At 60.1% G+C, this 24,641-nt stretch carries 28 protein-coding genes; 14 read left to right on the plus strand and 14 right to left on the minus strand.

Going from position 1 to position 24,641, the window contains the following annotated elements; genetic code table 11:
• Positions 1 to 26: 26 nt before the first annotated feature.
• A complete protein-coding gene (locus AC1D2N_RS04265) occupies positions 27 to 455 on the minus strand; it encodes a lysozyme inhibitor LprI family protein (protein WP_130653791.1) in 429 nt (142 codons plus the stop codon).
• Positions 456 to 1,195: 740 nt separating this feature from the next.
• On the opposite strand from AC1D2N_RS04265, the gene AC1D2N_RS04270 reads away from it, so the two are divergent.
• Positions 1,196 to 1,774: an acyloxyacyl hydrolase gene (locus AC1D2N_RS04270; RefSeq protein WP_130653792.1), complete on the plus strand. Its 579-nt coding sequence runs from the start codon at positions 1,196 to 1,198 to the stop codon at positions 1,772 to 1,774.
• Between the two features lie 308 nt (positions 1,775 to 2,082).
• Here AC1D2N_RS04270 and pcaQ read toward each other — a convergent pair whose 3' ends face one another.
• Positions 2,083 to 3,000 carry a pca operon transcription factor PcaQ gene (gene pcaQ / locus AC1D2N_RS04275; RefSeq protein ID WP_130748248.1) on the minus strand — a complete coding sequence of 306 codons (918 nt, stop codon included), beginning with the start codon at positions 2,998 to 3,000 and terminating at the stop codon, positions 2,083 to 2,085.
• Positions 3,001 to 3,095: 95 nt separating this feature from the next.
• On the opposite strand from pcaQ, the gene pcaD reads away from it, so the two are divergent.
• The 5 genes from pcaD to AC1D2N_RS04300 all read left to right on the plus strand — a co-directional run bounded on the left by pcaD (position 3,096) and on the right by AC1D2N_RS04300 (position 6,849).
• Complete coding sequence (pcaD, locus tag AC1D2N_RS04280) at positions 3,096 to 3,905, plus strand: 3-oxoadipate enol-lactonase (protein ID WP_130653794.1); 810 nt, start codon at positions 3,096 to 3,098, stop codon at positions 3,903 to 3,905.
• Positions 3,902 to 4,306, plus strand: coding sequence for a 4-carboxymuconolactone decarboxylase (gene pcaC / locus AC1D2N_RS04285; protein WP_130653795.1), 405 nt, complete (start codon positions 3,902 to 3,904; stop codon positions 4,304 to 4,306). The genes pcaD and pcaC overlap by 4 nt, the downstream gene beginning before the upstream one ends.
• A 9-nt stretch (positions 4,307 to 4,315) precedes the next feature.
• Complete coding sequence (pcaH, locus tag AC1D2N_RS04290; RefSeq protein ID WP_130653796.1) at positions 4,316 to 5,065, plus strand: protocatechuate 3,4-dioxygenase subunit beta; 750 nt, start codon at positions 4,316 to 4,318, stop codon at positions 5,063 to 5,065.
• Between the two features lie 2 nt (positions 5,066 to 5,067).
• Positions 5,068 to 5,679: a protocatechuate 3,4-dioxygenase subunit alpha gene (gene pcaG / locus AC1D2N_RS04295; RefSeq protein ID WP_130653797.1), complete on the plus strand. Its 612-nt coding sequence runs from the start codon at positions 5,068 to 5,070 to the stop codon at positions 5,677 to 5,679.
• Positions 5,680 to 5,802: 123 nt separating this feature from the next.
• Positions 5,803 to 6,849, plus strand: coding sequence for a 3-carboxy-cis,cis-muconate cycloisomerase (locus tag AC1D2N_RS04300; protein ID WP_130653798.1), 1,047 nt, complete (start codon positions 5,803 to 5,805; stop codon positions 6,847 to 6,849).
• Here the strand turns inward: AC1D2N_RS04300 and AC1D2N_RS04305 are convergent.
• Entirely contained in the window at positions 6,846 to 7,322 is a 477-nt protein-coding gene (locus AC1D2N_RS04305; protein WP_281032827.1) for a helix-turn-helix domain-containing protein, read from the minus strand. The genes AC1D2N_RS04300 and AC1D2N_RS04305 overlap by 4 nt on opposite strands.
• Before the next feature lie 47 nt (positions 7,323 to 7,369).
• Here AC1D2N_RS04305 and AC1D2N_RS04310 point away from each other — a divergent pair, with 47 nt between their 5' ends.
• On the plus strand, positions 7,370 to 8,137 hold the full coding sequence (locus AC1D2N_RS04310; protein ID WP_130653799.1) for an SDR family oxidoreductase: 768 nt from the start codon (positions 7,370 to 7,372) through the stop codon (positions 8,135 to 8,137).
• A gap of 7 nt (positions 8,138 to 8,144) precedes the next feature.
• Here AC1D2N_RS04310 and AC1D2N_RS04315 read toward each other — a convergent pair whose 3' ends face one another.
• The 7 genes from AC1D2N_RS04315 to AC1D2N_RS04345 all read right to left on the minus strand — a co-directional run bounded on the left by AC1D2N_RS04315 (position 8,145) and on the right by AC1D2N_RS04345 (position 13,660).
• Complete coding sequence (locus AC1D2N_RS04315) at positions 8,145 to 8,975, minus strand: shikimate dehydrogenase family protein (protein ID WP_130653800.1); 831 nt, start codon at positions 8,973 to 8,975, stop codon at positions 8,145 to 8,147.
• A gap of 4 nt (positions 8,976 to 8,979) precedes the next feature.
• Complete coding sequence (locus AC1D2N_RS04320) at positions 8,980 to 10,047, minus strand: Gfo/Idh/MocA family protein (protein ID WP_130653801.1); 1,068 nt, start codon at positions 10,045 to 10,047, stop codon at positions 8,980 to 8,982.
• A gap of 59 nt (positions 10,048 to 10,106) precedes the next feature.
• Positions 10,107 to 10,871 (minus strand): amino acid ABC transporter ATP-binding protein, encoded by a 765-nt coding sequence (locus AC1D2N_RS04325; RefSeq protein ID WP_025397739.1) that lies wholly within the window; start codon positions 10,869 to 10,871, stop codon positions 10,107 to 10,109.
• Positions 10,872 to 10,923: 52 nt separating this feature from the next.
• Entirely contained in the window at positions 10,924 to 11,565 is a 642-nt protein-coding gene (locus AC1D2N_RS04330; RefSeq protein ID WP_065276490.1) for an amino acid ABC transporter permease, read from the minus strand.
• 10 nt (positions 11,566 to 11,575) lie between these two features.
• Complete coding sequence (locus AC1D2N_RS04335; RefSeq protein WP_018246292.1) at positions 11,576 to 12,244, minus strand: amino acid ABC transporter permease; 669 nt, start codon at positions 12,242 to 12,244, stop codon at positions 11,576 to 11,578.
• 30 nt (positions 12,245 to 12,274) lie between these two features.
• Positions 12,275 to 12,718: a type II 3-dehydroquinate dehydratase gene (locus AC1D2N_RS04340; protein WP_065276489.1), complete on the minus strand. Its 444-nt coding sequence runs from the start codon at positions 12,716 to 12,718 to the stop codon at positions 12,275 to 12,277.
• A gap of 111 nt (positions 12,719 to 12,829) precedes the next feature.
• Positions 12,830 to 13,660, minus strand: coding sequence for a transporter substrate-binding domain-containing protein (locus tag AC1D2N_RS04345; protein WP_113541669.1), 831 nt, complete (start codon positions 13,658 to 13,660; stop codon positions 12,830 to 12,832).
• Between the two features lie 247 nt (positions 13,661 to 13,907).
• Here AC1D2N_RS04345 and AC1D2N_RS04350 point away from each other — a divergent pair, with 247 nt between their 5' ends.
• Entirely contained in the window at positions 13,908 to 15,803 is a 1,896-nt protein-coding gene (locus tag AC1D2N_RS04350; RefSeq protein WP_065276487.1) for a bifunctional sugar phosphate isomerase/epimerase/4-hydroxyphenylpyruvate dioxygenase family protein, read from the plus strand.
• 8 nt (positions 15,804 to 15,811) lie between these two features.
• On the opposite strand, the gene AC1D2N_RS04355 is transcribed toward AC1D2N_RS04350, so the two are convergent.
• Complete coding sequence (locus AC1D2N_RS04355; RefSeq protein WP_065276486.1) at positions 15,812 to 16,486, minus strand: GntR family transcriptional regulator; 675 nt, start codon at positions 16,484 to 16,486, stop codon at positions 15,812 to 15,814.
• A gap of 72 nt (positions 16,487 to 16,558) precedes the next feature.
• The gene (locus tag AC1D2N_RS04360; protein WP_065276485.1) at positions 16,559 to 17,227 is read right to left on the minus strand and encodes a GntR family transcriptional regulator; all 669 of its coding nucleotides are present in this window, start codon (positions 17,225 to 17,227) and stop codon (positions 16,559 to 16,561) included.
• Between the two features lie 97 nt (positions 17,228 to 17,324).
• Here AC1D2N_RS04360 and AC1D2N_RS04365 point away from each other — a divergent pair, with 97 nt between their 5' ends.
• From AC1D2N_RS04365 to AC1D2N_RS04380, 4 genes are all read left to right on the plus strand, one after another.
• Positions 17,325 to 17,630: a hypothetical protein gene (locus tag AC1D2N_RS04365; RefSeq protein WP_065276484.1), complete on the plus strand. Its 306-nt coding sequence runs from the start codon at positions 17,325 to 17,327 to the stop codon at positions 17,628 to 17,630.
• A 109-nt stretch (positions 17,631 to 17,739) separates the two neighbouring features.
• Positions 17,740 to 18,570 (plus strand): MBL fold metallo-hydrolase, encoded by an 831-nt coding sequence (locus tag AC1D2N_RS04370; protein ID WP_113541671.1) that lies wholly within the window; start codon positions 17,740 to 17,742, stop codon positions 18,568 to 18,570.
• 146 nt (positions 18,571 to 18,716) lie between these two features.
• Positions 18,717 to 19,091: a GFA family protein gene (locus tag AC1D2N_RS04375; protein ID WP_065276171.1), complete on the plus strand. Its 375-nt coding sequence runs from the start codon at positions 18,717 to 18,719 to the stop codon at positions 19,089 to 19,091.
• 33 nt (positions 19,092 to 19,124) lie between these two features.
• The gene (locus AC1D2N_RS04380) at positions 19,125 to 19,991 is read left to right on the plus strand and encodes an alpha/beta fold hydrolase (RefSeq protein ID WP_115156705.1); all 867 of its coding nucleotides are present in this window, start codon (positions 19,125 to 19,127) and stop codon (positions 19,989 to 19,991) included.
• Between the two features lie 21 nt (positions 19,992 to 20,012).
• On the opposite strand, the gene AC1D2N_RS04385 is transcribed toward AC1D2N_RS04380, so the two are convergent.
• Both AC1D2N_RS04385 and AC1D2N_RS04390 read right to left on the minus strand, forming a co-directional pair.
• Positions 20,013 to 20,765: a polysaccharide deacetylase family protein gene (locus AC1D2N_RS04385; RefSeq protein ID WP_115156706.1), complete on the minus strand. Its 753-nt coding sequence runs from the start codon at positions 20,763 to 20,765 to the stop codon at positions 20,013 to 20,015.
• The gene (locus tag AC1D2N_RS04390; protein WP_047618278.1) at positions 20,765 to 21,853 is read right to left on the minus strand and encodes a glycosyltransferase family 4 protein; all 1,089 of its coding nucleotides are present in this window, start codon (positions 21,851 to 21,853) and stop codon (positions 20,765 to 20,767) included. The genes AC1D2N_RS04385 and AC1D2N_RS04390 overlap by 1 nt, the downstream gene beginning before the upstream one ends.
• A 181-nt stretch (positions 21,854 to 22,034) precedes the next feature.
• On the opposite strand from AC1D2N_RS04390, the gene AC1D2N_RS04395 reads away from it, so the two are divergent.
• Both AC1D2N_RS04395 and AC1D2N_RS04400 read left to right on the plus strand, forming a co-directional pair.
• Positions 22,035 to 23,753: an adenylate/guanylate cyclase domain-containing protein gene (locus AC1D2N_RS04395; RefSeq protein WP_113541674.1), complete on the plus strand. Its 1,719-nt coding sequence runs from the start codon at positions 22,035 to 22,037 to the stop codon at positions 23,751 to 23,753.
• A complete protein-coding gene (locus AC1D2N_RS04400) occupies positions 23,753 to 24,631 on the plus strand; it encodes an FkbM family methyltransferase (RefSeq protein WP_115156709.1) in 879 nt (292 codons plus the stop codon). The genes AC1D2N_RS04395 and AC1D2N_RS04400 overlap by 1 nt, the downstream gene beginning before the upstream one ends.
• Positions 24,632 to 24,641: the final 10 nt, after the last annotated feature.

The raw sequence follows: 24,641 nt of genomic DNA on the forward strand, positions 1-24,641 counted from the left end.
ATGATCGGAAGGTTGCAGGAGGGTGGCTAATTGCCCTTGAACAGGTCGGCGTAGCTTTCGAGGTCGGTTATTCGCTTGCCGATCACTCCCGCGCGACATGAAACATAGTCTAGAACCGCCCGCTCCGCGCCCCACTCGCCGTTCGCATATAATTGGCAGGAAGCTTCCTTGTAGGTGTTCCAGAGGCGCTGTTCTACAAGAAGATCGGTTTTGGTCTGCCCTGTGGCCTGTTCAAACACCACCTTCCAAGTTGCATTCAACTTGTCATCTTCGCGCTTCAGCCACACCTGCCCGCAGCTGCCCCATGCCGCGTTGCTGCCATCCGATTTGTCCATGCACGTTTGCCAATCTTTTTCCCACTGATCGGAATCCTTGGAAAAGGCGGGGCTGGTCCCTCCCGTTGCAAATACCAGACAAACCGCCAAAGCCGTCGACGATCGTGTTAACGCCTTCATCCATGAATCTCCTTGATAAAACGCAGCTGAACGGGCTGGCGGTAATAGTAGTAATTTTCGCTGCCTGCCATCGAAAAGCCGAGAGACCGCAAGGTCCGAAGTTCTTGGAGGCGACCTCGATCTGCGAACTGCGAATTTTCAAATCGACCGTGCATTGATCACGGTGACTAATTCCTCCCGTATGAAAACATGGTGCCGCGGTCCCTCGAGCGAAGCACGGAAACTTACCATGATGGGGAGGACCGCCGACACCGGTTGAGATGTTAACTGATAGATTGCCGTGCGGAATTAATACACGTCAAGGGTACACAGTTGTGAATGCGCGAAAAATGTTGTTGATCATATGAAGCGCTGAGTTCAACACAGCGGATGGGATAGCTCGGGCAGCTCTAAGCTATGCAATAATTGCGCTTTCCGAGGCAGGGAGTTGGTTGATTTCTGACGCTGCGGTTAGCACCTGGCGCTTCGCCGACAGCCTTGAAGAGGTCAGCCATGGCCTCATCCATTCAAAGCGCATTTGCCGCCAGAGCACAGAACCGACATGAGGCTTCTCGTGCCATCATATCTCGGTTCTTCTTGTGCAAACGCCACAGAGGATGCCGACCGTGAACACAGCGCGAAACCGCATATAAGTTGACAATCCACCATCCCCATTTTCCTCGGCAATAGGCCTTTCGCAAAACCTTGCGCCAATGTTACCTCTTTGTTGTTCCCGTCCGACGCGAATCAAAGGACAGCAAATGAGGGTCGACTTCGGAAAGATCGCGTTGCGTTTTTTGGGTATGGCATCATTGGCAGCGGCAGCCGCCATCTCGGTTGCGAGCTCGGCAACTGCCGGCGCGCAGATATTCGATGAATTGCGGTTCGGCCTCTCGACCTCGGTACAATCGGGCCATTCCAGAGAAGACGGTGTCTTTCCGGAGATTACCGCGCTCTTCGACCCCTTCGGCCACGATACGGCGGCCGGCTGGCAGCAACAGCTGCTGCATCCTCGTGTGCATCTCGGCACCTCGATCGGCACGTCAGGCGAGGCCAGCCAGTTCTTCACCGGCTTCACCTGGACGGTCGATTTGAACGAGAAGCTTTTTGCCGAAGCCGGCTTCGGCGGCGTCATTCATACCGGCGATCTTGAGGGCGATGGTGACGGCCCGGAACTCGGCTGTCGCGTCCTCTTCCACGAATATCTGGGCGCCGGCTATCGTTTCAACGCGCACTGGAACGTCATGGCCCAGGCCGCCCACTCCTCGCACGCCAACCTCTGCGATGGGCCGAACGACGGCATGACGCGCGCCGGTCTGCAGATCGGCTACAAATTCTAGGCAGCGAACACTGTTCATCGCAAGGAAGAAATTGCCTGCCCGCTGTTGACGGCAGGCATTCGAATTCACAGCAACGCTCCTCAACTTGGAGCCCATGTCACGAACCACCGTTTGTATAGTCTATCCCACAAGCGATGTTCTAAAGACGGCTAAAATCCAGCTTTGGGCCGACCAGGGGCCGATAGGACAGCGAGCGGGCCGCAACGAAGGTCATCAATCGAAAACACCACGACGGGTCCCCACTGTCGCTTGCGTTGCCCGCCTGCCCAGATCCTTCTTCTTATCTCAATAGGACCGACTTACCTACTTCAGGAAACCTCGCCTGCCGCCTCGCGGATCGTCTGCATCAGGATCGATTGCGGCAGCGACGGCACTGCATCGGCGCGCATCGTCAACCCGACAGGCCCCTTGGTCTCGCTGGTATCGATCGGCAGAAGCGCCAGCCGCCCGTCGGCGACATCGTTTGCCACCACTCCGTTGGATATGATCCAGATTGCATCGCTTGCCCGCAGAAAAGCGCGGCCGAAGGAATCCGAAACCGTCTCGATCTGGTTCGGCAGACTGGAGACCCCGTTGGCGATCAAGAAATTTTCGACCACCGGCCGGATGATCGAACCCCGCGTCGGCATCAGCACCGTATAGTTGCCGAAGCCTGAAAACAGCGATTGCCGGCCGTCGAGCAGCGGATGTCCGGCGCGCACGACAAACTCCACCTGCTCGGAATAGAGATGTTCAAAGGAAAAGCCCGCCATCTTCTCGGCGCCTGCCAGACGTCCGAGGACGATATCGAGATCCCCGACACGAAGTTGTTCCAAGAGCACCGCGTTCTCGCCGGTGACGATCTTGACCCGGCTCCAGGTCTTCTCCTTGAGAAAGAGCTCCATCGCCCGCGGCATGATGCGAGATGAGGTCGTCGGCAGCGCGCCGATGCGGATCGGCGGCGCCTCGGCGAACTGCTCCTGCGAGACGGAATCGAGACCCTGGCGCAATGCCGTCAGCGCAGCGCCTGCGTGCCGCAGGAAGACCTCGCCGTAGCGGGTGATCTTGATGCCGCGACCGTCGCGCTCGAAAACATCGACACCCAGCACCTGTTCCAGTTCGCGGATCGTCTTGGTGACCGCCGGCTGGCTGACATGCAGCAATTCGGCGGCCTTCATCACGCTCTTCTGCCGCGCCACCTCGACAAAGGTTTGCAGATGGCGGAACTTGACTCGGCTTTCGATCATCGTTCGCATAACTCCAGAGTTATCGAAACGCCAAGAAATATCATTTTACTTAACCGGATCAACCAGTCAAATTCGCCATTCAAGAGGAGAGTGACGTGCAATTCGCCCGCATAAATGACGTGACGATCCATTATCAGGTCATCGGCGCGCCTGCCGACAGGCCGGTGATTGTCTTTGCCAATTCGCTCGGAACGGATTTCCGCATCTGGCGCGACGTGGTAGTGCGGCTTGCCGGCGAATTTGCGATCGTGCTTTACGACATGCGCGGCCACGGCCTGTCCGATGTCGGCCAGCTCCCCTCATCGATCGAGGACCATGCGACGGATCTCGCCGCCCTGCTCGATCTGCTGTCGGTCAAGGATGCCGTCATCTGCGGCCTTTCCGTCGGCGGCCTCATCGCCCAGTCGCTCTATCACCGCCAGCCGGATCTCGTCCGCGCGCTGATCCTTTGCGACACCGCCCATAAGATCGGCACGGCGGAGAGCTGGAACGCCCGCATCGCCGCCGTCGAGAGAAGCGGCATCGGCAGCATTGTCGATGCCATCATGGAACGCTGGTTCACACCCGCCTTCCGCCGGCCCGAGAACAACGCCTATGCCGGCTATTGCAACATGCTGACGCGCCAGCCCGTCGAGGGTTATCTCGCCGCCTGTGCCGCGGTTCGCGATGCCGATCTTGCCGAAATCGCAAAAACGATTGCTGTCCCGACGATCTGCATCGTCGGCGACCAGGACGGTTCGACGCCGCCCGATCTCGTGCTTTCGACTGCGAAGCTGATATCAGGCGCACGTTACGAAGTGATCCGCGATTGCGCACACATTCCCTGCGTCGAGCAGCCGGAGGCGCTGACGGCGATCATCCGCGCCTTCCTCACATCCATTTCGTCTGGAGAAGTCAGCCCATGAATGAGACCGCGTCCTCCTCCGAGCGCTATCGCCAGGGCATGGCGACCCGCCGCGCCGTGCTTGGCGACGCCCATGTGGAGCGCGCCGCCGCTGCATCGACGGAGTTCGACCGCCCCTTCCAGGAACTGATCACCGAAGCTGCCTGGGGCCATGTCTGGTCGCGCCCGGCGCTGACTAAGCGGGAGCGCTCGATCGTCACCATCGCTTTGCTCGCGGCGCTTGGCCAGGACGACGAGGTCGCCATGCATGTGCGCGCCACCGCCAATACGGGCGCGACCCGCGAGGATATTTGCGAGGCTCTGCTGCATGTGGCGATCTATGCCGGCGTTCCTGCCGCCAATCACGCGATCAAGATCGCAAAGCAGGCTTTTGAACAGATGGACGCCGAAAAAGCGGCCTGAGAGGGGAACATGTCCGAACGACCGAACCGCAAGCCTGAGACCGGTGGATTCTTCGCCCGCGACCGCGCCTGGCATGCGCCGGCGCTTACCCCCGGCTACAAGACCTCCGTGCTGCGTGCGCCGCAACGCGCGCTGCTATCGCTCGACGGCACGATTTCCGAGACCACCGGTCCGGTCTTTGGCCATTCGATGATCGGCGAACTCGACAACGACCTGATCCTGAACTACGCGCAGCCCGGCGAAAGTGCGATCGGCGAACGCATCATCGTCCATGGCCGCGTGCTCGACGAGCGCGCCAGGCCGGTTGCAGGCGCCTTGGTCGAGTTCTGGCAGGCCAATGCCGGCGGCCGCTATCGCCACAAGAAGGAAACCTATCTGGCGGCGATCGACCCGAATTTCGGCGGCTGCGGCCGCGCCATCACCGACGAGGACGGCTGCTACCATTTCCGCACTGTCCGTCCCGGCGCCTATCCCTGGCCGAACGGCATCAACGATTGGCGTCCCGCCCATATCCATTTTTCGATCTTCGGGCATGGCTTTGCCCAGCGCTTGATCACCCAGATGTATTTCGAAGGCGATCCGATGATCTGGAAATGTCCGATCGTCGGCACGATCCCCGACAAGGCGGCGATCGAGCAGCTGATCGCGCCGCTCGACTGGGGCAATACCATTCCGATGGATTCACGCGCCTATAAATTCGATATCGTGCTGCGCGGCCGCCGCTCGACGATGTTCGAAAACAAATTGGAGGGCAACTGACCATGCAGCAGCTCGGCTATCTCAAGGAAACCCCGTCGCAGACGGCAGGCCCCTATGTCCATATCGGCCTGACGCCGAATTTCTGCGACATCTCGGGCGTCTACGACACCGATCTCGGCATCGAGATGGTCAACGACAAGACGCTCGGCGAGCGTATCACCGTCACCGGCCGGATCTTCGATGGCGCTGGCGCGCTGGTGCGCGATGCGGTCATCGAGATCTGGCAGGCCGACAGCGCCGGCCTCTACAACAGCCCGTCGGAAATGCGCGGTGCCGCCGATCCCAATTTCACCGGCTGGGGCCGCTGCCCGACCCGTGCTGAGGACGGCGTCTATAGCTTCGAGACCGTCAAGCCCGGCAGCGTTCCCTTCAAGGACGGTCGCAAAATGGCCCCGCACGTCACCTTCTGGATCGTCGCCCGCGGCATCAATATCGGCCTGCACACACGCATGTATTTCCCGGAGGAGACGGGGGCCAACGCCGCCGATCCGCTGCTTTCGCGCATCGAACATCGCGAGCGCGTCGCAACGATGGTCGCCACGCGCGACGGCGCGATCTGTCATTTCGATATCTATCTGCAGGGTCCGAAGGAAACGGTGTTTCTCGATATCTGAGGGTCTGCATGCCGGCGGCTTGTTCTAAGCGCTCCGTGCAAGTAGCCTCCCCTCACTCTACCCTCTCTCCCCGAGGGGAGAGGCAGCCGGATGAGGGGGCCGCCACCACAAACCGAGACGCTCATGACCGCATCGCCCTTCGACCACCCCTTCCTCTCCGGCCTGCTCGGCGACGATGAAATCGCGCCCTATTTCTCCGCCGAGGCGGATATCCGAGCCATGCTCTCCTTCGAGGCCGCGCTCGCAAAGGCTGAAGCCGCTCATGGCCTGATCCCTGCCGAAGCGGCACGGCGCATCATTGACACCTGCGCCGCCTTCTCGCCCGATGTGTCCAGTCTTCGATCGGCAACGGCAAGGGACGGTGTCGTCGTTCCCGACCTCGTCAAACAGCTGCGCGCTGATGTCGGCGAGGAAGCGGCAAAAAGCCTGCATCTCGGCGCGACCAGCCAGGATGTCATCGATACCAGCCTGATGATCCGCCTGAAGGCCGTCGTCTTCCTGTTTGCCGGCCGGCTTTCCGCCATCGCCGCTGGGCTCGATGCGCTGGACGGCCAGTTCGGCCGGAACCAGCTGATAGGTCATACCCGCATGCAGGCGGCTATCCCGATCACCGTCGCCGACCGCCTCAATGCCTGGCACGCACCGTTGACGACCTATCGCGATCGCCTGACCGAGCAGAGTTTTCCTGTCCAGTTCGGTGGAGCGGCCGGCACGCTGGACAAGCTCGGGTCGCAGGCCGCAGCCATCCGTGCTTCGCTCGCACAGGAACTCGGCCTCACCGACGCACCCCAATGGCAGAGCGGGCGCCTGCCGATCGCCGATATCGCCGGCCTGTTTTCGTCGATATCGGGCAATCTCGGCAAGATGGGGCAGGATATCGCGCTGCTTGCCCAGGCCGGCGATGAGATCGAAATCTCGGGCGGCGGCACCTCGTCGGCGATGGCACACAAGCAGAACCCCGTTTCCGCCGAGGTCCTCGTCTCGCTCGCTCGCTTCAACGCCACTGTTCTATCGGGCATCCACCAGTCCCTTGTCCACGAACAGGAACGCTCCGGCGCGGCCTGGACGCTCGAATGGCTGCTGCTGCCGCAAATGACGATGGCAACCGCCGCCAGCCTGCGGCTCGCCGGGGAGCTTACGGGGAATATCAAGAGGCTTGGAACGGCCTAGCTCAGAACCTGAAGTCCGTGCTTCTGCACGATCGAGAGCAGCTTCAACGCTGTCCCGCTCGGCCGTTTGGCACCGCTTTCCCACTTCTGCACGGTGGATTCGCTGGTATTCAGATATCGTGCGAAAACCGGCTGGCTGACGTGATTGCTTTCCCGCAGTGCCTTGATCTCTTCAGGATCGAGAACGCCCGGCGAAACGAGGCAACTTTCGTCGAAGGAGCGCATCGTTTCCTTGTCGATTGTTCCTATCTTATGCATAGCCTTCGCGGACGCGTGAATAGCCTCGAACGCATCACTCTTGTACTTAATTCTTTTTGCCATGTTCGATCTCCAGACGCCGCCCAGATCAACTGCCTTGCCTTCCGCGACCTGCCTGATAGCTTTCAATAATACGGAATCCGATATCCGCGCTTTGCGAGCTGCCTTGATAAACCACCCGGTCTGAAAGCCGTTCTGAATGCCTAAAAGTAGCACCCGGTGCTACGTTTTTCAAGTTGACCTCCCAAGATGAGAGCAGCCTCGTGACCTTTCCCCTTTTCGATCTCTCCGGCCGCCGCGTCCTCGTCACCGGCTCCAGTCAGGGCATTGGCCGCGCATTGGCGGTCGGGCTTGCCGAGCATGGCGCTTCGATCATCATCAACGGCCGCAACGCGCAGAAGGCTGAGGCCGCCGCCGAGGATATCCGTCGCAGCCATCGCCATGCCGTCAGCGCCGCCTTCGACGTCACCGATCCGGAAGCCAGCCGCACCGCCATCGCCTATATCGAGGCGGAGATCGGCCCGATCGACGTCCTCGTCAACAATGCCGGCATGCAGTTTCGCACCCCGCTGGAGAACTTCCCGGTCGACAAGTGGGACGAGATCTTCAAGACCAACGTCTCGAGCCTATTCTATGTCAGCCAGCCGGTCGCCCAGGCGATGATTGCGCGCGGCCGCGGCAAGATCATCAACATCGCCTCCGTCCAGGCCGAACTCGCCCGTCCCGGCATCGCGCCTTATACCGCCACCAAGGGCGCGGTGAAGAACCTCACGCGCGGTATGGCGACCGACTGGGCGAAATACGGCCTGCAGATCAATGCGATCGCGCCAGGCTATTTCCGCACGCCGCTCAACCAGGCGCTCGTCGATGATCCGAAGTTTTCCGCCTGGCTGGAAAACCGCACGCCTGCCGGCCGCTGGGGCGAGGTCAAGGAGCTTGTCGGCGCCGCCGTTTTCCTGGCCTCGGATGCCTCCTCCTTCGTCAACGGCCACATGCTGACCGTCGATGGCGGCATCACCGCCTCGCTTTGAGTGCACATCATCCGAGCTTGGCGATGGCACGCAGATTGTCGGCCGTCGTCGTCGGGAAGTCGAAGAATTCGAGATAGGCTGGGATCTGTTCGAATAACATGTCGGTCCCAACCTGAAACGCACAGCCGCGCGCTCGCACGGCCTCGAGAAAAGGGGTTATCTCCTTCGTCATCACGACTTCGCCGACGAAGGTCGAAGGCGAGATGCGGTCGATATCGATGGGCAGCGGATCACCCCGTCGCATTCCGAGAGGCGTCGCGTTGACGACAATGTCGAAACCTTCAGGATCGACGGAGCCGACCGTCACTTCAAGATGCGGATAGTATTTCTTCAGCCTGTCGAGCAGCGCGGCCGCGGTCGTCTCGTTGGCGTCGAAGATCGCAAGATGGGCGACGCCCGCCTGTGCCAACGATGCCGCGATCGCCGAACCGACGCCACCGGCACCGGCGATGAGCGCACGGGCTCCTTCGATCTTTTTGCCCTTGCGCAACACTCCTCGAACGAAGCCCTCGCCATCGAACATGTCACCGATCAGCCTGCCGTCCGAAGCGAGACGCACTGCATTGCACGAGCCGGCGACTTTCGCGTTGGTCGACGTTTCGTCGAGAAGCGCCATCGTCGAAATCTTGTGCGGCATCGTGATGAGAGCACCGTGGATATTGGATAGCCGGAACAGAAGCTTCAGAAATGCCGGATAGTCCTCCGGCCTGCAGCCCATCGGCACGACGACGGAATCAATTCCATTCTTCTCGAAGTACGGATTGTAGATCAGCGGGGCCTTGAAGGACTCCGTGGGATAGCCGAGGTGAGCGATGAGTTTGGTCGTCCCGGTGATCATGTGGTCAGACTTTCTGGGGGTCGGAAGCGGCGCTGGCCTTGGAGAGGTGGATCATCTGCCCCCAGCGCGCCGATCTGTTGATCGCTTCGATGACCCTGAGAGTAGCAAGGCCCTCCCGGCCACTCACGAGAGGCGTGGCATCGCCACGAATGACGTCGCAAAAATGTCTGAGCTGAACGCAAAGGGGATCGGCTGCTGCGTAAGGCACGCGCTCCTGGGCAAGCTCCTCCAGCCAATCGGGCTTCGAAGGGCTCGTCCATAGTGTTAGATCAGGAATTCCGAGCGAACCCTTTGTGCCGCCGATCTGGTAGCAGGATTGGTCATAGTGGGGAAAGGCAGAGTTTTCGCCGGCGGTCGCTTCCCAGCTCCAGGGCGCGGCCACAGCATCGCTGCCGTTGAGGGTGGCAAGCACCCCATTTTCGAAACGCAGCGTGACGACAGCCGTGTCCTCGACGGCGTAGTTCCGCACGGCGTGTGATTCCATCGCTTGGACGGCTTCAACCTCGCCGAAGAGATATCGGAAGAGATCGATATCGTGGATCAGGTTGACGAAGACCGGGCCGGCGCCCGCTTCGCGCCGCCAGGGGATGTCGAAATACTCGTCGGGCTTGGCGACCCAGAAGGTGGCGTGCACCGTGATGATCCGACCGAGCCTTCCGCCATCGACGATCTGTTTGGCCGCCTGGATCATCGGATTGTGGCGCCTGTGATGGCCGACCAGCAGCGGTATGCCTGCCTTCTCGCCGGCTGCAACCAGTGCGGCCGCGGCATCGACATCGTCGGCGATCGGTTTCTCGATCAGAACAGGGATGCCGGCAGCGACGATCTCCATTCCGTTCTCGACGTGGAGCTGGTTCGGCGTTGCCACGATGACGCCGTCAGGCCTGTCCTCAAGGCGGATGTCTAAGAAGTTCCGGTACCATCGGGCGCCGACAGTCTCGGCAAAGTCACGCCCGGCGTCAGATGGATCGATCACCGCCGAGAGAACTGTTCCGGGCTCGGAGATAATTCGCTCGACGTGGCGCATGCCGATGAGGCCGGCTCCCATGACTGCAATCTCCAGCGGCTTCATTGCCGGCTCCCAGAATCTGCCAGAGGTGTATTTGTCAGACGCATCGACCTTGAGACCCCTTACTTCCGCAGGATTTCTCCGAGGAATTTCCTGGTTCGCTCATGCTGTGGGTTTGTGAAGAACTCGGCGGGCGGGGCTTCCTCGACGATCGCGCCGCTGGCCATGAAGATCACGCGATCGGCGACCTGGCGGGCAAAGCCCATCTCGTGCGTGACGCAGATCATCGTCATGCCCTCATCGGCCAGCGCTATCATGGTATCCAGCACCTCTTTGACCATCTCCGGATCAAGCGCCGACGTCGGCTCATCGAACAGCATCACTTTCGGCCGCATGCAAAGCGCGCGGGCGATGGCCACGCGCTGCTGCTGGCCACCAGAAAGCTGCACCGGGTATTTGTCGGCCTGCTCCAGGATCTTGACCCGCTCGAGCAGGCCGCGTGCCCGTTCCTCGGCCTCCGCCTTACCGACGCCGACAGCTTTCATCGGCGCCAGCATGCAGTTCTGCAGCACGGTCAGATGCGGAAACAGATTGAACTGCTGGAACACCATGCCGACCTCACGGCGGATCGCATCGATGGTCTTGGCCTGATTACCGAGAAGAATTCCGCCGACGCGGATTTCACCTTTCTCGTAGGTCTCAAGATGGTTGATGCAGCGGATGAGCGTCGACTTCCCACTGCCGGAAGGCCCACACAAGACGATCCTCTCGCCGCTACGAACCGATATGTTGATGTCGTGCAGGGCTTGAAAAGCGCCATACCACTTCTCCACCCGCTCCATGGTGATCATGGTCTCTGCGCCTTGAGCAGGACTGGGACTGGTCATCATATGAACTCCACGTTGGCGGCTGGATCGCATCGAAGAACAGGGATGGGGATCAGCGCGCAGAAACGGCAAACTTTCGTTCGAGGCGCGCGCCAAGAATCGTCAGTGGGCAGCACATCAGGAAATAGAGAATGCCGACGATGCCGAAGACCGTCAGCGGTTGGAAGATCTGGTTGGAGATGATGTTGCCGGCGCGCGTCAGCTCGGTGAAGCCGACGATCGATGCAAGCGAGGTGCCTTTGATCAGCTGCACGAGGAAACCGACCGTGGCAGGCAGCGAGATGCGCAGCGCCTGCGGCAGGATGACATCCTTCATGCGCGACACATATCTGAGGCTGAGAGCCTTTGCCGCTTCCGTCTGGCCGCGCGGAACCGCTTCGATCGATCCGCGCCAGATCTCGCCCAGATATGCGCTGGCATGCAGGGTCAGGCCGATGGCAACGGCCACCCAGGCATCGAGCATCAGCCCCACCAGCGCCAGGCCGTAATAGACGACGAAAAGCTGCATCAGCAGGGGTGTTCCCTGGAAGACGGCGATATAGCCAGCCGTCAGGCGTTCCAGCAGCGGTATGCCCGAGGCACGGGCAAGAGCGATGCCGAGCCCTGAAATACAGCCGCAGACAAAGCCGACAGCGGACAGGACCACGGTCCATTTCAAGCCGATCAGGAGGAAGACGAATTCTTCTTGACCCATGGAATTCCTCCTACTTGACCGGATATTTGAAGTAGCGCGCCGAAAACAACGCGAAGATGCGCATCATCAGCCAGGAGATCACGAAATAGAAAATCGTGACCGTGAAGTAGACCTCGAAGCTGCGGAAGCTCTCCGACTCGATGCGCTGCGAAACGGAAGTCAGTTCGTAGGCCGAAATCGCCGATGCAATGCTGGTGGTCAGCGTCAGGAGGACGAACTGGCTGGTCAGGGACGGATAGATCGCCCGCAATGCCGGCTTGAGAATGATCAGCCGGAAAACCTGAGCCTTGTGCAGACCAAGCGCCAGACCCGCTTCCATCTGTCCCTTCGGGATCGACTGAACGCCACCGCGAATGATCTCGATGGCATAGGCACCCCCGTTGATGCCGAGCGCGATAATCGCCGTCGGCGTCGGATCCAGCCTGATGCCGGTGAGCGGAAGCGCAAAATAGATGAAGAAGATCTGGACCAGAAAAGGCGTGTTGCGGATCAATTCGACGAAGGCGATGACCAGCCATCGCGCAGGCTTGAGAGCAGAGTCGCGCAGCGCAACGCCGCCAATTCCGATGATGATCGCCAGCAGCATCCCACAAATGGCAAGCAAGAATGTCCCGAGGCAGCCAAGCAGAAGGCTCGGCAGGCCATCTATGACCGGGGTGAAATCCAACTTATAGTTCATGGCGATCCTTCGGTCCGTCTTCCTGAAAGTTCAGTCCCGCTTGACCATGCCTGCCATCGCCTGGACAGCGAGTTCATAGCCGTCGGCTCCAAAGCCGATCATGATGGCCGTGACAACGCGCGAGATCAGCGAATTGTGGTAGATGCTCTCGCGCGCATGAACATTCGAAATATGCAGTTCGATCTTCGGCGGGTCGAACATTTTCAACGCATCGAGAAGGGCGATCGATGTGAACGTATAAGCGGCAGGATTAATGATGATGCCACAGGCGTCAGTCCGGGCTTGGTGCACGCTTTCGACGAGTTCGCCCTCGAAATTGGTCTGCCGAAACTCGACGTCGAATCCGAGCGCCTTTGCCTTGGTCACGCAGCGTTGCCTGATGTCGGCAAGCGTCGTGGTTCCATAGATCGCCGGCTCGCGCTGACCGAGAAGATTGAGGTTCGGTCCATTGAGCACAAAGATTGGCTTGTTCATGATCGCGCTCCCGGACGCGGGCCGAAGCCGGTCTCGAAACATGATGGTAGCGTTGGCGGGCATCACTAGGGACGCCCGCCTCCACGGCTAAATGCTCGGTTTATGGAGCTTTCAGTTTGCGGCGAACGGAATGCCCTCGAGGCTAGCTGGGAATTCCGGGACCGGAACCTTCATCCACTTGTCGTAGACTGCCTTGAGTTCGCCGTTGGCCTTGATCTTGTCGATGAAGGTGTTGATCGCCGCATTGATTTCCTTTTCTCCGAGACGCGTGCAAGCACCGTTATAGAGCTTCTGGAACTCAAGCTTGTTTTCGAATTCGCCCGGACGGGCCTTCTCCACCCGATCCATATAGAAGATGTTGCCACCAAGTGTCTCGACCTGGCCGGACACGAGCGCCTGGACGCTTGCGGCGTCTCCGTCATAGCGTCGGATGGTCGTGCCTGGGGGTGCGTTCTTGGTGACCTGCGTGTCCTGAGCTGCACCCTTGGCCACGCCGACCGTGTACTTGGCCATGTCGGCATTCGTCTTGATCTCTGCGGATTTCGGACCAATCAGAACGATGGCGTTGGCAACATAGGGCTTGCTGAACTGCACGGCCTTTGCGCGATCCGGCAGCATTGCCATCGTCGCGAACAAAACGTCGACGCGGCCGGCCGTCAGTGCGGGAATGCGGTTGTTGACTTCAAGCGGCACGAACTCGACGGTAACGCCCAGTTCCTTGGCGAACAGCGTCGCTATGTCGGCATCGAGGCCGTCCTGCTTGCCTCCGCTGGTCACGAAGCCCCAGGGCGGGTTGTCACCCTGAATCCCGACGATGATCTTGCCGCGAGCCTTGATTTCGTCAGGCGTGACGGCGGCTGCCGGTTGCGCCAGGGTGACGGCAGCCACCAGGGCCGCGGCTCCGAGCATCGCATTTCGGCGCGTTAGCAAAGACTTGAACATGTAATTCCTCCTCCTTTGCGGTCATTCGACCGGACAGCCACCTCACCTTTTGACTGTGAGAGCAATGATTGCCAGAGACGAGCGCGCAAATCAACAGAGTTTTTCGAAATCATATGAGAATTTATAATAAGACACGCTATTTGAATTCCTCACGACATTTGCCATAATAGTAGCGAGCGGTTTTCTGGAACGCATCGTCGTCTTCGGCGCTCGTTTAATCTCGCACGGATATCGGAAGGGCTTTGACATGAGGACCTCGATTGCGACTGTAACGATCAGCGGCGAACTCCCGGAGAAGCTCGAGGCGATCGCCCAGGCGGGCTTCGATGGCGTCGAGATCTTCGAGAATGACTTCCTCGCCTTCGACGGAAGCCCGGCTGATGTCGGGAAACTCGTCCGCGACCATGGCCTGGAGATCACCCTGTTTCAGCCATTTCGTGATTTCGAGGGCATGCCGGAGCCGCTGCGAAGCCGCACATTTGACCGTGCGGAACGAAAGTTCGACGTCATGCAGCAGCTGGGAACGGACCTGGTGCTCGTCTGCTCAAACGTCTCGCCGGCAGCCATCGGCGGCATCGACCGGGCAGCAGACGACTTCCGCGAACTCGGCGAACGTGCCGCCAGGCGTGGACTGAGGGTGGGCTACGAGGCGCTTGCCTGGGGTCGCCACATCAGCGACCACCGCGACGCCTGGGAGATCGTGCGTCGCGCCGATCATCCGAATGTCGGTCTTATCCTCGACAGCTTCCACACCTTGTCGCGTAAGATCGACGTCAATTCCATCCGCTCGATTCCCAAAGAGAAAATCTTCATCGTCCAGCTTGCCGATGCTCCGTTGATCGACATGGACCTGCTCTATTGGAGCCGCCACTTCCGAAATATGCCGGGTGAAGGCGACCTTCCCGTCACGGCGTTCACCGAAGCCGTCGCGGCGACAGGTTATGATGGATATTTCTCCCTGGAGATTTTCAACGATCAGTTTCGAGGTGGTTTGTCGCGTGCGATTGCGGCCGATGGCCATCGCTCCTTGATCTACCTTGGCGATCAGGTACGACGCCATCTCGGCATCGGAAGCATGACCGGAGCGGCGATGCCGGAGAGGCCCTCCGTAAAGGGGGTCGGCTTCGTCGAGTTTGCCACCGATGAGGACGATGAAATCGAGCTGGTTGCATTGCTGCGCACTCTCGGATTCAAGAGGACTGCGGTCCACCGCACGAAGAAAGTCTCTCTTTTCGAGCAGGGCGAGATACGGATCCTCGTCAATGTCGATCAGGCGGGATTCGCCAACGCTGCCTACGCCGTTCACGGTACTTTTGCATATGCCATGGCCCTGGTCGTCGACGATGCCGTCAAGGCATATGAGCGCGCACTCGCCTTGGATGCCGAGCCATTCACCCAGCCCGTCGCGGAGGGTGAGCTTGTGCTGCCTGCCATTCGGGGCGTGGGAGGTGGGATCGTCTATCTCATCGACGACAAGAGCGCATTGGGTCGCTTCTCCGAAATCGACTTTCAGCCGGTTACGGACGACAGCGACGCGCCGTCTGCAGGCCTTTTGCGCATTGATCACCTCGCCCAGACGGTCGGTTACGATGAAATGCTCACCTGGCTTTTGTTCTACACGTCCATTTTCGAGACGCGGAAGACCCCGATGGTCGACATCATCGATCCAGCCGGGGTGGTCCGCAGCCAAGTCGTCGAAAACGAGTCCGGCGCGCTGCGCATTACCATGAACGGAGCCGAGAATCGCCGCACCCTGGCGGGGCATTTCATTGCCGAGAAATTCGGGGCCGGCATACAGCACCTGGCGTTTTTGACCGACGATATCTTTGCAACCGCCGAAAGCCTTCGTGTTTGCGGTTTCAGATCACTGCACATTTCGCCGAACTATTACGACGACGTCGAAGCACGCTTCGGCCTCGATCCGGCCCTGACCGAGCGGCTGAAGGCGGAAAACATCCTCTATGACCGAGACGAGCATGGCGAATATTTCCAGCTCTATAGCGGAACATATGGAGAAGGTTTCTTTTTCGAGATCGTCGAGCGCCGCGGATACCGCGGATACGGCGCGCCGAACGCTATTTTCCGGATCGCCGCGTTGAAGAAACAGATGCGTCCAGAAGGAATTCCGAAAGACGCCTCTTGAGCCATGTTTTAGGCAATCCGGCCGCTCTTGAGCACATGCTCCACGCCGCTTTGAACGTGCCGTCTGACGACCTCGGTTGCACCAGCAACGTCACGCTGAATGGAGAGCTCGAACAGAAGCCTATGGTCATCGACAACAGGCTTTCCGCGAAAACTCTCGGCCAGCATATGGTAGCGGAGAAAGCGGTCGAAGACGGATGACAATGTCGCCATCAGTGTCGCTGAATTGCAGGCCGAGACGATCGCCTGATGGAACTCCCAGTCGTATCGGACCCAGTCGACGGTCCGCGAGATGTCGCCGGCAAGGAGCTTGCGTTCCGCAGCGGCCAGCCTGTGGTGTGCGGCGACGATGCGCCCCTCCCATTCGAGATTTCCCGCAGCGAAGGCAAGGCCGATCGCATGCGTTTCAAGAACGATCCTGAGGTCGGCTAGCTCGAGGAGTTCTCGGCGCGAAGCAGGGCTGACTTCGAAGCCACGCTGGCCCTCGGCAACAACGAGATTCTCCGTCGTCAGGCGGCTTAGAATTTCGCGCAGCGATGAAATGCCGATGGAGTAGCGCTCCTTTGCCTGCTCCAGCTTGATCTTGGCCCCCGGAGGCAATGTCCCTGATATGATATCCTCGCGGATTTGCCGGAAGACGACATCGCTTACTGTTTCAGCCGGGTCATGGACTTGCTTGAGCATGGCTTTTCCTGGTTTTGCCGAAATGTCCGAGTTGGTAGACCTGAAGCTCGAAGAGACACGTCCGGATCATTTCTATTTCAGCGTCCCTCTTGCCAGCGCATGTTCGACCCCGCCCTGGATATGCAGCACAAGCACCCGCTTGGCCGTCTCTGCGTCACGTCGCAATGCCGCATCCAAAAGCTGCTGATGTTCATTGGCCGCGACATCGCCTCGATAGGACAAGGCGACCATCTGATATCGCAGATATCTGTCGAAGATCACCGAGTGCGTCTCCATTAACAGTTTCGATCCACAGGCGGATATCAGCGCCTGGTGAAACTCCCAGTCGTAACGCTTCCAGTCCTCTGCCCTGCTGGTGTCGCCGGATGCCATCACCTGTTCCATCCGCGCCAATTTGTAGTGCGCTGATACCAGGGGAGCTTCCCACTCCACGTCGCCATGCACGAACGACTGCTCCAGCGCATGTGTTTCCAGGAGAAGCCTGAGTGCCGCTGTCTCCTTGAGGTCCGAAACGGACACCGGAGATACTTCGAAACCTTTTTGTCCCTCGGCAACGACAAGCCCCTCGGACGACAGCCGATTGAGCACTTCTCGAAGTGTACTGATGCTGGTCTCGTAGGACTCCTTCAAGCTTTCCAGCTTCAACTTTTGTCCGGGGGTCAGCCGACCAAAAATGATGTCGGCTCGAATGCGCCTGTAGCTGCTCTCGGCAATGGTCTCGTTGATAACCGGCTGCAACATGGCGAGTCTCTTATATTTTCTGTATCGTCGGATATATCTCTTTCTGGCATTCTCAATCAAGGAAGCATTCGCAGAATAGGAATTAGAATTTCCTCATATGATGCTGGTTTGGCCGGAGAACGCGGATGCGACTGGGGTCGAGCAGGGCCTGACCACAATACAGCGCCAAATGCCTGTGGGGCCAAGCCCTTTGGCGCGGCTTTTCGCGCTGCTCCTAAAACTGGATTTTTCGGCTCAACAGGGCGGCAATTGTTTTTTCAATCGCGCGCAACCATCTAATAAGCATGACGTACGGGAAAATGTCCCCGCCCTCAGCAGCCCGTTTACCGAAAACCAACCATACTGGGTTGCTTTCCGAAGCGAAAGCCGATTGCTTAGGAAAATCTACTTCTTCTTCCGCTAGCGGTTAGGAGAATGAAAGGGGCCGCAGGCAAACCCGTGGAATTCTACTGCTTCGCATCGGGATGAACAATGACTACGATGGCGACGTGGGAAGGCCGGTTTGAAGAACGATGACGACAGATTTGTTTCAGGTAAAATTTTGGGGCGTCCGCGGCAGTATTCCCGTGTCAGGCCCCGAGTTCGATCGCTACGGCGGTAACACTTCCTGCATCGAAATTCGCTGCGGAAAACATCGGATGATCTTCGACGCAGGCTCCGGCCTGCGCGAGGCTGGGCTATCGATGATCGCCGACAGCGTCAGCGACGTCGATCTGTTCTTCAGCCACTGCCACTACGACCACATCATCGGCCTGCCCTTCTTCAAGGCGATCTATTACCCCTCGATCAACGTCAACATCTGGTCCGGCCATCTCGATGGCAAGATGAGCACGCGCGAAATGGTCGAGCAGTTCATCAGCCCGCCCTGGTTTCCCGTCAAGACCGACATCTGCCAGGCGACGATGAACTTCCGCGATTTCCATGCCGGTCAGGTGCTGACCCCTCACAAGGGCATCGAGATCAAGACCTTCATGCTGAACCATCCGGGCGGCGCCATCGGCTACCGCATCGAATGGCAGGGCCGCTCGGTCGCTCTCGTCTATGATATCGAGCATATTCCAGGCAGCTATGATCCGGTTTCGCTGGAGATGATGCGGGACGCCGATCTCGTCGTCTACGACTGCACCTACAATGAAGACGAGATGCAGCGCTTCAAGGGCTTCGGCCATTCGACCTGGCAGCATGGCACCGAGCTAGCGAAAATGGCGGGCACCAAGCGCTTCGCGCTCTTCCACCACGCCCCCTCCCGCACCGACGAACAGCTGGCGCAGATGGAAATGCAAGCGCAGGCAGCCTTCCCCGAATCCTTTGCCGCGCGCGACAATCAGATCGTGGTGATCTAGCAGCTCCGCTAAGGGCCTCCGTTATCCTGTCCAGTCCGAGGCTCTTCGACTACGTCGAACCGAGCATGCCTGCGACGTCACAGCGGAACCGATGCTGGGCCAGACCGTTTTTCCGGCAGCGCAAATCAACGAAACAGGCATCCGTTATGACCGTGCTTTCCGGAAAGTGTCTCTGCGGGCAGGTGCACATTTCTGTCCGGGGCGAACCCTTACGCGTTGGAATCTGTCATTGCACGGATTGCAGGCAAGAAAGCGGTTCGGCCTTTACCTTTTATGGGATCTGGCCCGCCGGCCAATTCGAACATTCAGGGCAAACCGCCGCGTTTCAAGGCCGGCATTTCTGCACCGGTTGCGGTTCGCGCCTGTTTTCCGCCGACGACCAGGAGGCGGAAATCAAGCTTGGCATTCTGTCCGAGGCGCCGACGCCTCTGGTGCCGAGCTACGAACTCTGGGTCAAACGCCGCGAGCCGTGGCTGCGACCGGTGGAAGGCGCCGAGCAGTATGACGAAGACCGAAGGTGAAGAGAACGACGAACGATTCTGAGGAGCTTTCCGATGGCCACTCTCGTCCGACATCGCTGGATGACGGTTGCAGGCGTCGAGACTTTTTACCGCGAGGCCGGCCGAGAAGATGCGCCGGTCTTGTTGCTGCCGCACGGATATCCCTGCTCATCCTATGAATTTCGCAATCTCATGCCGCGCCTTGCCGATCGTTGGCGCCTGATTGCGCCGGATTTCCCGGGTGCGGGCTACAGCGGCACGCCTGATGATTTCGACTACAGCTTCGATGGATACGCTGTCTGGCTGGAGGCCTTCATCGGTGCGATGAATGTCGACCGGTTTGTCCTCTACCTCCACGACTTCGGCTCGCCTATCGGTGCGCGGTTGGCGATCAGAATCCCCCAGTGCATCGTGGCGCTGATCATCCAGAATGGCGATATTCCCTATGAAGACGCCCTCGGACCGAAGTATGCGGATATCGAGGCGACGTGGACGCTTCCAAGATCGGAGATGAGAAAGGTGCTGGCGGAGGCGGTCAGCGAGGCCGCCTTCAGGCACGAATTCCTCAACGATCTGTCGCCCCATCTGGCCGATACGATCCCGCCAGATCTCTGGAAACTACATTGGTCGCTGATCACGCCGCGGCGCAAGGAAATCGCCATAGACCTGATCGCCGGACTGGAGGAGAACCGGGCCTGGTTCCCGGAACACCGCAAATACCTCAGCGAATACCGGCCGCCGACCTTGATTGTCTGGGGTCCGAACGACCACTACATGCCGGAAAAATCAGCGCGAGCCTATCTCCGCGATCTGCCGGACGCCGAACTGCATCTGCTCGGCGGCGGCCACTGGCTGCTCGAGACGCATCTCGATGACGTCGTAGCACTCATGCGAGAGTTTCTCGGGCGAGTTCACGCGTGATCGCTGCTTTCCGCGAGTGTTCTAAGTCTCGAGAAGTGCTGACGCCGCCGACCAGCGGACGGCGGAATGCCGGGCAGTGATCGCAAACAGGGCCGACAGGAAATCCCACGCCGCCGCATCATGCACCAGATGGTGGGTGAGCACGCCAACAGGCTCCTCGCTGCCGACAAACCGATCGCGAAGCTCCGCCACCAGCTCGGACACCAATTCCGCCTCGCTCCGTCCGCCGCGCGTGCCGTGCCAGTCGATGATGTCGACATGGGTGTTGAGCAGCGGCACCGGACCGTCCCGCCTTGCCCGGCCGTAGACCGAAAGGGCTGCGAATCCGAGCTCGGGCAGCGCCGGGATGAGGGCAGCATCGATCCGGTTCCACGGCGGCACCAGCATCGGCAGGAAGCGAGCCGGATGCAGTCGCTCCAGCAGCCGGAACCCTTCACGCAACTCGCCGAGCACGGCATCCGCCGGCCGCTCGCCGCCGAGTTCCTGCTTCTTCGCCTCAGGCCCTGCATGGTTCGTATGAGACCAACCATGCACCACAACAGTGATGGCTGTTTCCTCCACCAGGCGCGCGGCCAAGGCCTCACCGGTCAGGCCGGGAATAACCGCGAGCGTCAGCGGAATATCGTTTTCGCCCGCCAGTACCATCAGCGTCTCCAGCGCCGGCGTCGGCTCGACGGCGTCGTCATCGCGCAGCCAGAACCGCGCCACGCGGCCGGCAGCCTGCCAGCGGTCAAGCTCGCGGCACAGAGGGTCCCAGGCTATCCCGTCGGTCATCACGTCACTCCTATTCCTGCATTGTCCCGCAAAATTCCGTTCAAAACCTGCGCCGCCATCGCAAGCGAGCGTTGCCCAAGCACGAAGCGCCGCGCCGTCTGCCCTATGGCGTCGCGCCTTTGCCTGTCGTCAAGCAAGGCGGTCACAGCCTCGGCATAGGCGGCGACATCGCCATCCGGCGTCAGCAGGCCGGTCACCCCAGCCTCGACCACCGCTGGCACCCCTGCCGTTTCCTGCGCAACGACAGGCAGGCCGGCGGCCTGGGCTTCCAGATAGGCAAGACCATAGGCCTCGCCGCAGCCGGGCCAGACATAGAGGCCGCCATGCCCAAGCAGTTCGGCGATCTCGACGGGATTCCGCTCGCCCAGCCATTCGATGCGGCCGGGAAAATCGGCAAACAGCGCCTGTACCTCCTGGCGCATCGGACCATCGCCGATGACGGCAAGCGTCCACGGGCGTTCTTCGATCAGCCGCAATGCTCTCGCGAGCATCGCATAACTGTCCATCTTGTCGCCGGCCCGCATCATCGCAACCGTCATCAGCCGGTGCGGATCGGGCGCCGGCGACGCCCTCTCGAACAGCGCCGTGTCGATGAAGGGTTTCAGCCCGGCAAGCCGCGCCTGCGGAAAGGCGGCTGTGAGCCCGGCCTGGTCGCGCTCGGTGAAGCTGATATTGACCGCCGCCTGCATGATCGCCTCGCCCACGCGTTTCTGTGATGCTGCCCAGCCGGTTCGGTCGCGTTTTGCCGCGTAGGAGGCTTCGGCGGTGACATAGGGAATCGCGAATTCGGCTGATATCGCCGGCCCGAAGGTATCGGGCGATTTGTAATAGGGGTGATAACAGAACCAGAGTTCCGGTCGCGGCCCAGATTTCCATGTCAGCCGCAGCCGCTCCAGCTCGGCGGAGATGGCGGGTTCGAGCGCGGCTGCCGCCTCCGGTGTCGAGGCATAGGTGCGGAATTCGGAGGCGATGTCGACCTGATGTCCGCCAAGCTCCAGCGCCCGGATCAGCAGCCGCGCCATCAGCCGGTCGCCCGATGGCACCGGATGGTTCGGCGATTTCATCGGCGCGTAGAAAGCCACCCGCATTGACACCTCACGTAAGACAGACCGTCTACAACTGACACTCGTGCTATCACGAAAAATTCCGCTATTGTCCCTTTCCCTAAAACTTGCGCATAAGCATATGGAATGTGATCGCGATCGAAGCAATTCCGCCTCTTTCTCAATCTCTATGGGCCTGCAGTTACATCGACAAGAACGGGAATGAATGACGACGGTCTCGGCCACAGGGATTTTTTCGGAACGTACGATCAGAAGGGCGAGGCTCGGTTCCGGCCTCGTCATTTTCATCTTCGTCCTCTTGCATTTGTCGAACCATGCGATTGGCCTGATTTCCGTCGCCGCCGCCGATAAAGCCGCCCACCTCTTTCTGGCGATCTGGCGCAATCCTCTGGGGACCGCCATCTTCTATTCGTCGGTCCTCATCCATATCGCACTGGTGCTGCGCGCCATCTACATGCGCCGCAGCCTCGTCATGCCGAAGGGGGAAATGGCGCAGATCGTGCTCGGCTTGATGATCCCGCTGCTGCTTATGGATCACGTCATCGGTACGCGCATTGCCCACGAGTTCTACGGCTACATCGATGACTACGAAACGGTCGTCGGTTCGCTGTGGATCAGGAACCCGACAAACGGCGTGCGGCAGGTGTTCGGTGTCGTCGCCGTCTGGATCCACGGCTGCATCGGCATCCATTTTTGGCTGCGCTATCGGCCCTGGTATCCGGACTTTGCGCCGCTGCTGCTGGCCCTTGCGATCCTCGTGCCGGTGCTCGCGCTGCTCGGCTTCGTTGAAATGGGCCGCACGCTCGCCGATCCGTCCTACCAGCAGGCAATGACGATCAGCGCCTACAAGGAGGGCGTCAACACCCGCTACGCTTCAAACCCGGAAGTTCATCGTCAGGTCGCCATGATCCGAGCCGGGCTCTACGGCGCATTCTCGGCCTCGCTGCTCATCGTCGTCGTCGCCCGCGCCCGCCGCAAGCTGAAGGAACGGCTGGACCAGGTCTCCGTGCATTATCCGGGCGGCGAGGTGATCAGTGTGCCGCGCGGCTTCTCGGTGCTGGAAGCGAGCCGGCTCGGCGGCTTGCCGCATTATTCGGTCTGCGGCGGCAAGGGCCAGTGCTCCACCTGCCGGGTGCAGATCCTTGGCGATTACGACAGCCTACCGGCCCCCGACAAGATGGAACAGACGACGCTGAGGCGCATCAATGCCGGCCCGGATGTCCGGCTCGCCTGCCAGCTTCGTCCAAACAGCGATGTTGCGGTCGCGCCGCTTCTCGTGCCGGCGATCGAGGCTGCACTTCCTGCCAACAGCCAGGAGACGAGCCCCGGCCGCGAGCGCGAGATCGCCGTCCTCTTCGTCGATATCCGCCATTTCACCACACTGACGGAAACCCGCCTGCCCTTCGATGTCGTCTTCCTGCTGAACCGCTATTTCGCCATCATCGGCAAGGCGGTGGAGCAGGCGGGCGGGCGGCTCGACAAGTTCATCGGCGACGGCGCCATGGCGCTCTTCGGGCTCAACACCACGCCGGAGGAAGCCTGCCGCCAGGCGCTCAACGCGGCAGCAGCGATTGTCGCCGAGATCGAAAAACTCGCCGCCGAACTGGCCGATGAACTGGCACTGCCGCTGCGCATCGCCATCGGCATACACACCGGCCCGGCCGTCGTCGGCACGATGGGATACGGTCGGGTCCGCAGCATGACGGCGATCGGCGATACCGTCAATGTTGCGAGCCGGTTGGAAAGTGCTGCCAAGGAGTTCGAGGCGGCGATCGTCATCTCCGAACCGGTGGCGAACCTTTCGGGTGCTGACCTCGCCGGCATCGAAAGCCGTGAAATCAGTGTGCGCGGCCGGGCCTTGCCCTTGAAAGTCTACGTCATTCCGAGAGAGAAAGCGGCAGAACCGCTCGAAGGAAAAGCCTGATGCCCGGCAAGCCCTGGCTGACCACCAAGTACTGGAGCCGCCGCCTGCGCAAGGCGCGCAATGCCGCCGCTTCGCGCTTCTTCGACACCCGCTTCGGCCGCCGCCTGCTGATCGAGAATATCGGCCCGCGCGTCGTCTCGATCACGGTCGACGCTGGCGACCATCTGATGACCTTCTCGCCCGCCGACTATATCGGCCGCAAGGTTTTCCGGAAGGGCCATTTCGAGCGCGAGGCCGTCGACCGGCTGATCGTCATCCTGCGCGAGCGCGGCCTGCTCAGGAAGGATGCGACGCTGCTCGAGATCGGCGGCAATATCGGCACCCAGACGGTCTATTTCGCCTTGAGCGGCACTTACGCCAAGATCGTCAGCGTCGAGCCCGATCCACGCAATTTCCCGCTGCTTCAACTTAACATCCGCCAGAACCGGCTGGAGGAGAAGGTCCGCCTCGTTAACTGCGCCGCCGGCGAGCACGAAGGCGAGATCGACTTTTTCCTCAACCTCAACAATCACGGCAAGAGCAGCGCCATTCGCCAGAGCCCGACGGACAAGAAGATAAGCGTGCCGGTGAAGCCGGTCCCCGAAATCCTTGCCGGACTTTCAATCGACCCGGCTGCGATCGGTCTCGTCTGGATGGATATCGAGGGCTACGAGCCGGTCGCCTGCCGGTCGATGCAGCCGCTGCTTGCCCGCCGCGTGCCGCTCTATATGGAGTTCACGCCGCTCTTCTACGGAGCAGAGGCAACGAAAGCCTTCATATCAATGCTATCAGGCTTCTACGAGGATTGCCTCGTCCTCTTCGAGGATCGAGAGGTGGAGATGAAGGTGCGGGATCTGCCGGGCGATGTCGATCAGTACAACGTGCTGTTTTTGCCGTAGAAGGCGCGTT

This window comes from Rhizobium sp. P1_B8 (genome assembly GCF_056406515.1).

Coding starts and splice junctions, on each gene's coding strand:
- AC1D2N_RS04265 (WP_130653791.1), bottom strand. CDS start 455: ATGAAGGCGTTAACACGATCGTCGACGGCTTTGGCGGTTTGTCTGGTA.
- AC1D2N_RS04270 (WP_130653792.1), top strand. CDS start 1,196: ATGAGGGTCGACTTCGGAAAGATCGCGTTGCGTTTTTTGGGTATGGCA.
- pcaQ (WP_130748248.1), bottom strand. CDS start 3,000: ATGATCGAAAGCCGAGTCAAGTTCCGCCATCTGCAAACCTTTGTCGAG.
- pcaC (WP_130653795.1), top strand. CDS start 3,902: ATGAATGAGACCGCGTCCTCCTCCGAGCGCTATCGCCAGGGCATGGCG.
- pcaH (WP_130653796.1), top strand. CDS start 4,316: ATGTCCGAACGACCGAACCGCAAGCCTGAGACCGGTGGATTCTTCGCC.
- pcaG (WP_130653797.1), top strand. CDS start 5,068: ATGCAGCAGCTCGGCTATCTCAAGGAAACCCCGTCGCAGACGGCAGGC.
- AC1D2N_RS04300 (WP_130653798.1), top strand. CDS start 5,803: ATGACCGCATCGCCCTTCGACCACCCCTTCCTCTCCGGCCTGCTCGGC.
- AC1D2N_RS04315 (WP_130653800.1), bottom strand. CDS start 8,975: ATGATCACCGGGACGACCAAACTCATCGCTCACCTCGGCTATCCCACG.
- AC1D2N_RS04320 (WP_130653801.1), bottom strand. CDS start 10,047: ATGAAGCCGCTGGAGATTGCAGTCATGGGAGCCGGCCTCATCGGCATG.
- AC1D2N_RS04325 (WP_025397739.1), bottom strand. CDS start 10,871: ATGACCAGTCCCAGTCCTGCTCAAGGCGCAGAGACCATGATCACCATG.
- AC1D2N_RS04330 (WP_065276490.1), bottom strand. CDS start 11,565: ATGGGTCAAGAAGAATTCGTCTTCCTCCTGATCGGCTTGAAATGGACC.
- AC1D2N_RS04335 (WP_018246292.1), bottom strand. CDS start 12,244: ATGAACTATAAGTTGGATTTCACCCCGGTCATAGATGGCCTGCCGAGC.
- AC1D2N_RS04340 (WP_065276489.1), bottom strand. CDS start 12,718: ATGAACAAGCCAATCTTTGTGCTCAATGGACCGAACCTCAATCTTCTC.
- AC1D2N_RS04345 (WP_113541669.1), bottom strand. CDS start 13,660: ATGTTCAAGTCTTTGCTAACGCGCCGAAATGCGATGCTCGGAGCCGCG.
- AC1D2N_RS04350 (WP_065276487.1), top strand. CDS start 13,908: ATGAGGACCTCGATTGCGACTGTAACGATCAGCGGCGAACTCCCGGAG.
- AC1D2N_RS04355 (WP_065276486.1), bottom strand. CDS start 16,486: ATGCTCAAGCAAGTCCATGACCCGGCTGAAACAGTAAGCGATGTCGTC.
- AC1D2N_RS04360 (WP_065276485.1), bottom strand. CDS start 17,227: ATGTTGCAGCCGGTTATCAACGAGACCATTGCCGAGAGCAGCTACAGG.
- AC1D2N_RS04365 (WP_065276484.1), top strand. CDS start 17,325: ATGATGCTGGTTTGGCCGGAGAACGCGGATGCGACTGGGGTCGAGCAG.
- AC1D2N_RS04370 (WP_113541671.1), top strand. CDS start 17,740: ATGACGACAGATTTGTTTCAGGTAAAATTTTGGGGCGTCCGCGGCAGT.
- AC1D2N_RS04375 (WP_065276171.1), top strand. CDS start 18,717: ATGACCGTGCTTTCCGGAAAGTGTCTCTGCGGGCAGGTGCACATTTCT.
- AC1D2N_RS04380 (WP_115156705.1), top strand. CDS start 19,125: ATGGCCACTCTCGTCCGACATCGCTGGATGACGGTTGCAGGCGTCGAG.
- AC1D2N_RS04385 (WP_115156706.1), bottom strand. CDS start 20,765: ATGACCGACGGGATAGCCTGGGACCCTCTGTGCCGCGAGCTTGACCGC.
- AC1D2N_RS04390 (WP_047618278.1), bottom strand. CDS start 21,853: ATGCGGGTGGCTTTCTACGCGCCGATGAAATCGCCGAACCATCCGGTG.
- AC1D2N_RS04395 (WP_113541674.1), top strand. CDS start 22,035: ATGACGACGGTCTCGGCCACAGGGATTTTTTCGGAACGTACGATCAGA.
- AC1D2N_RS04400 (WP_115156709.1), top strand. CDS start 23,753: ATGCCCGGCAAGCCCTGGCTGACCACCAAGTACTGGAGCCGCCGCCTG.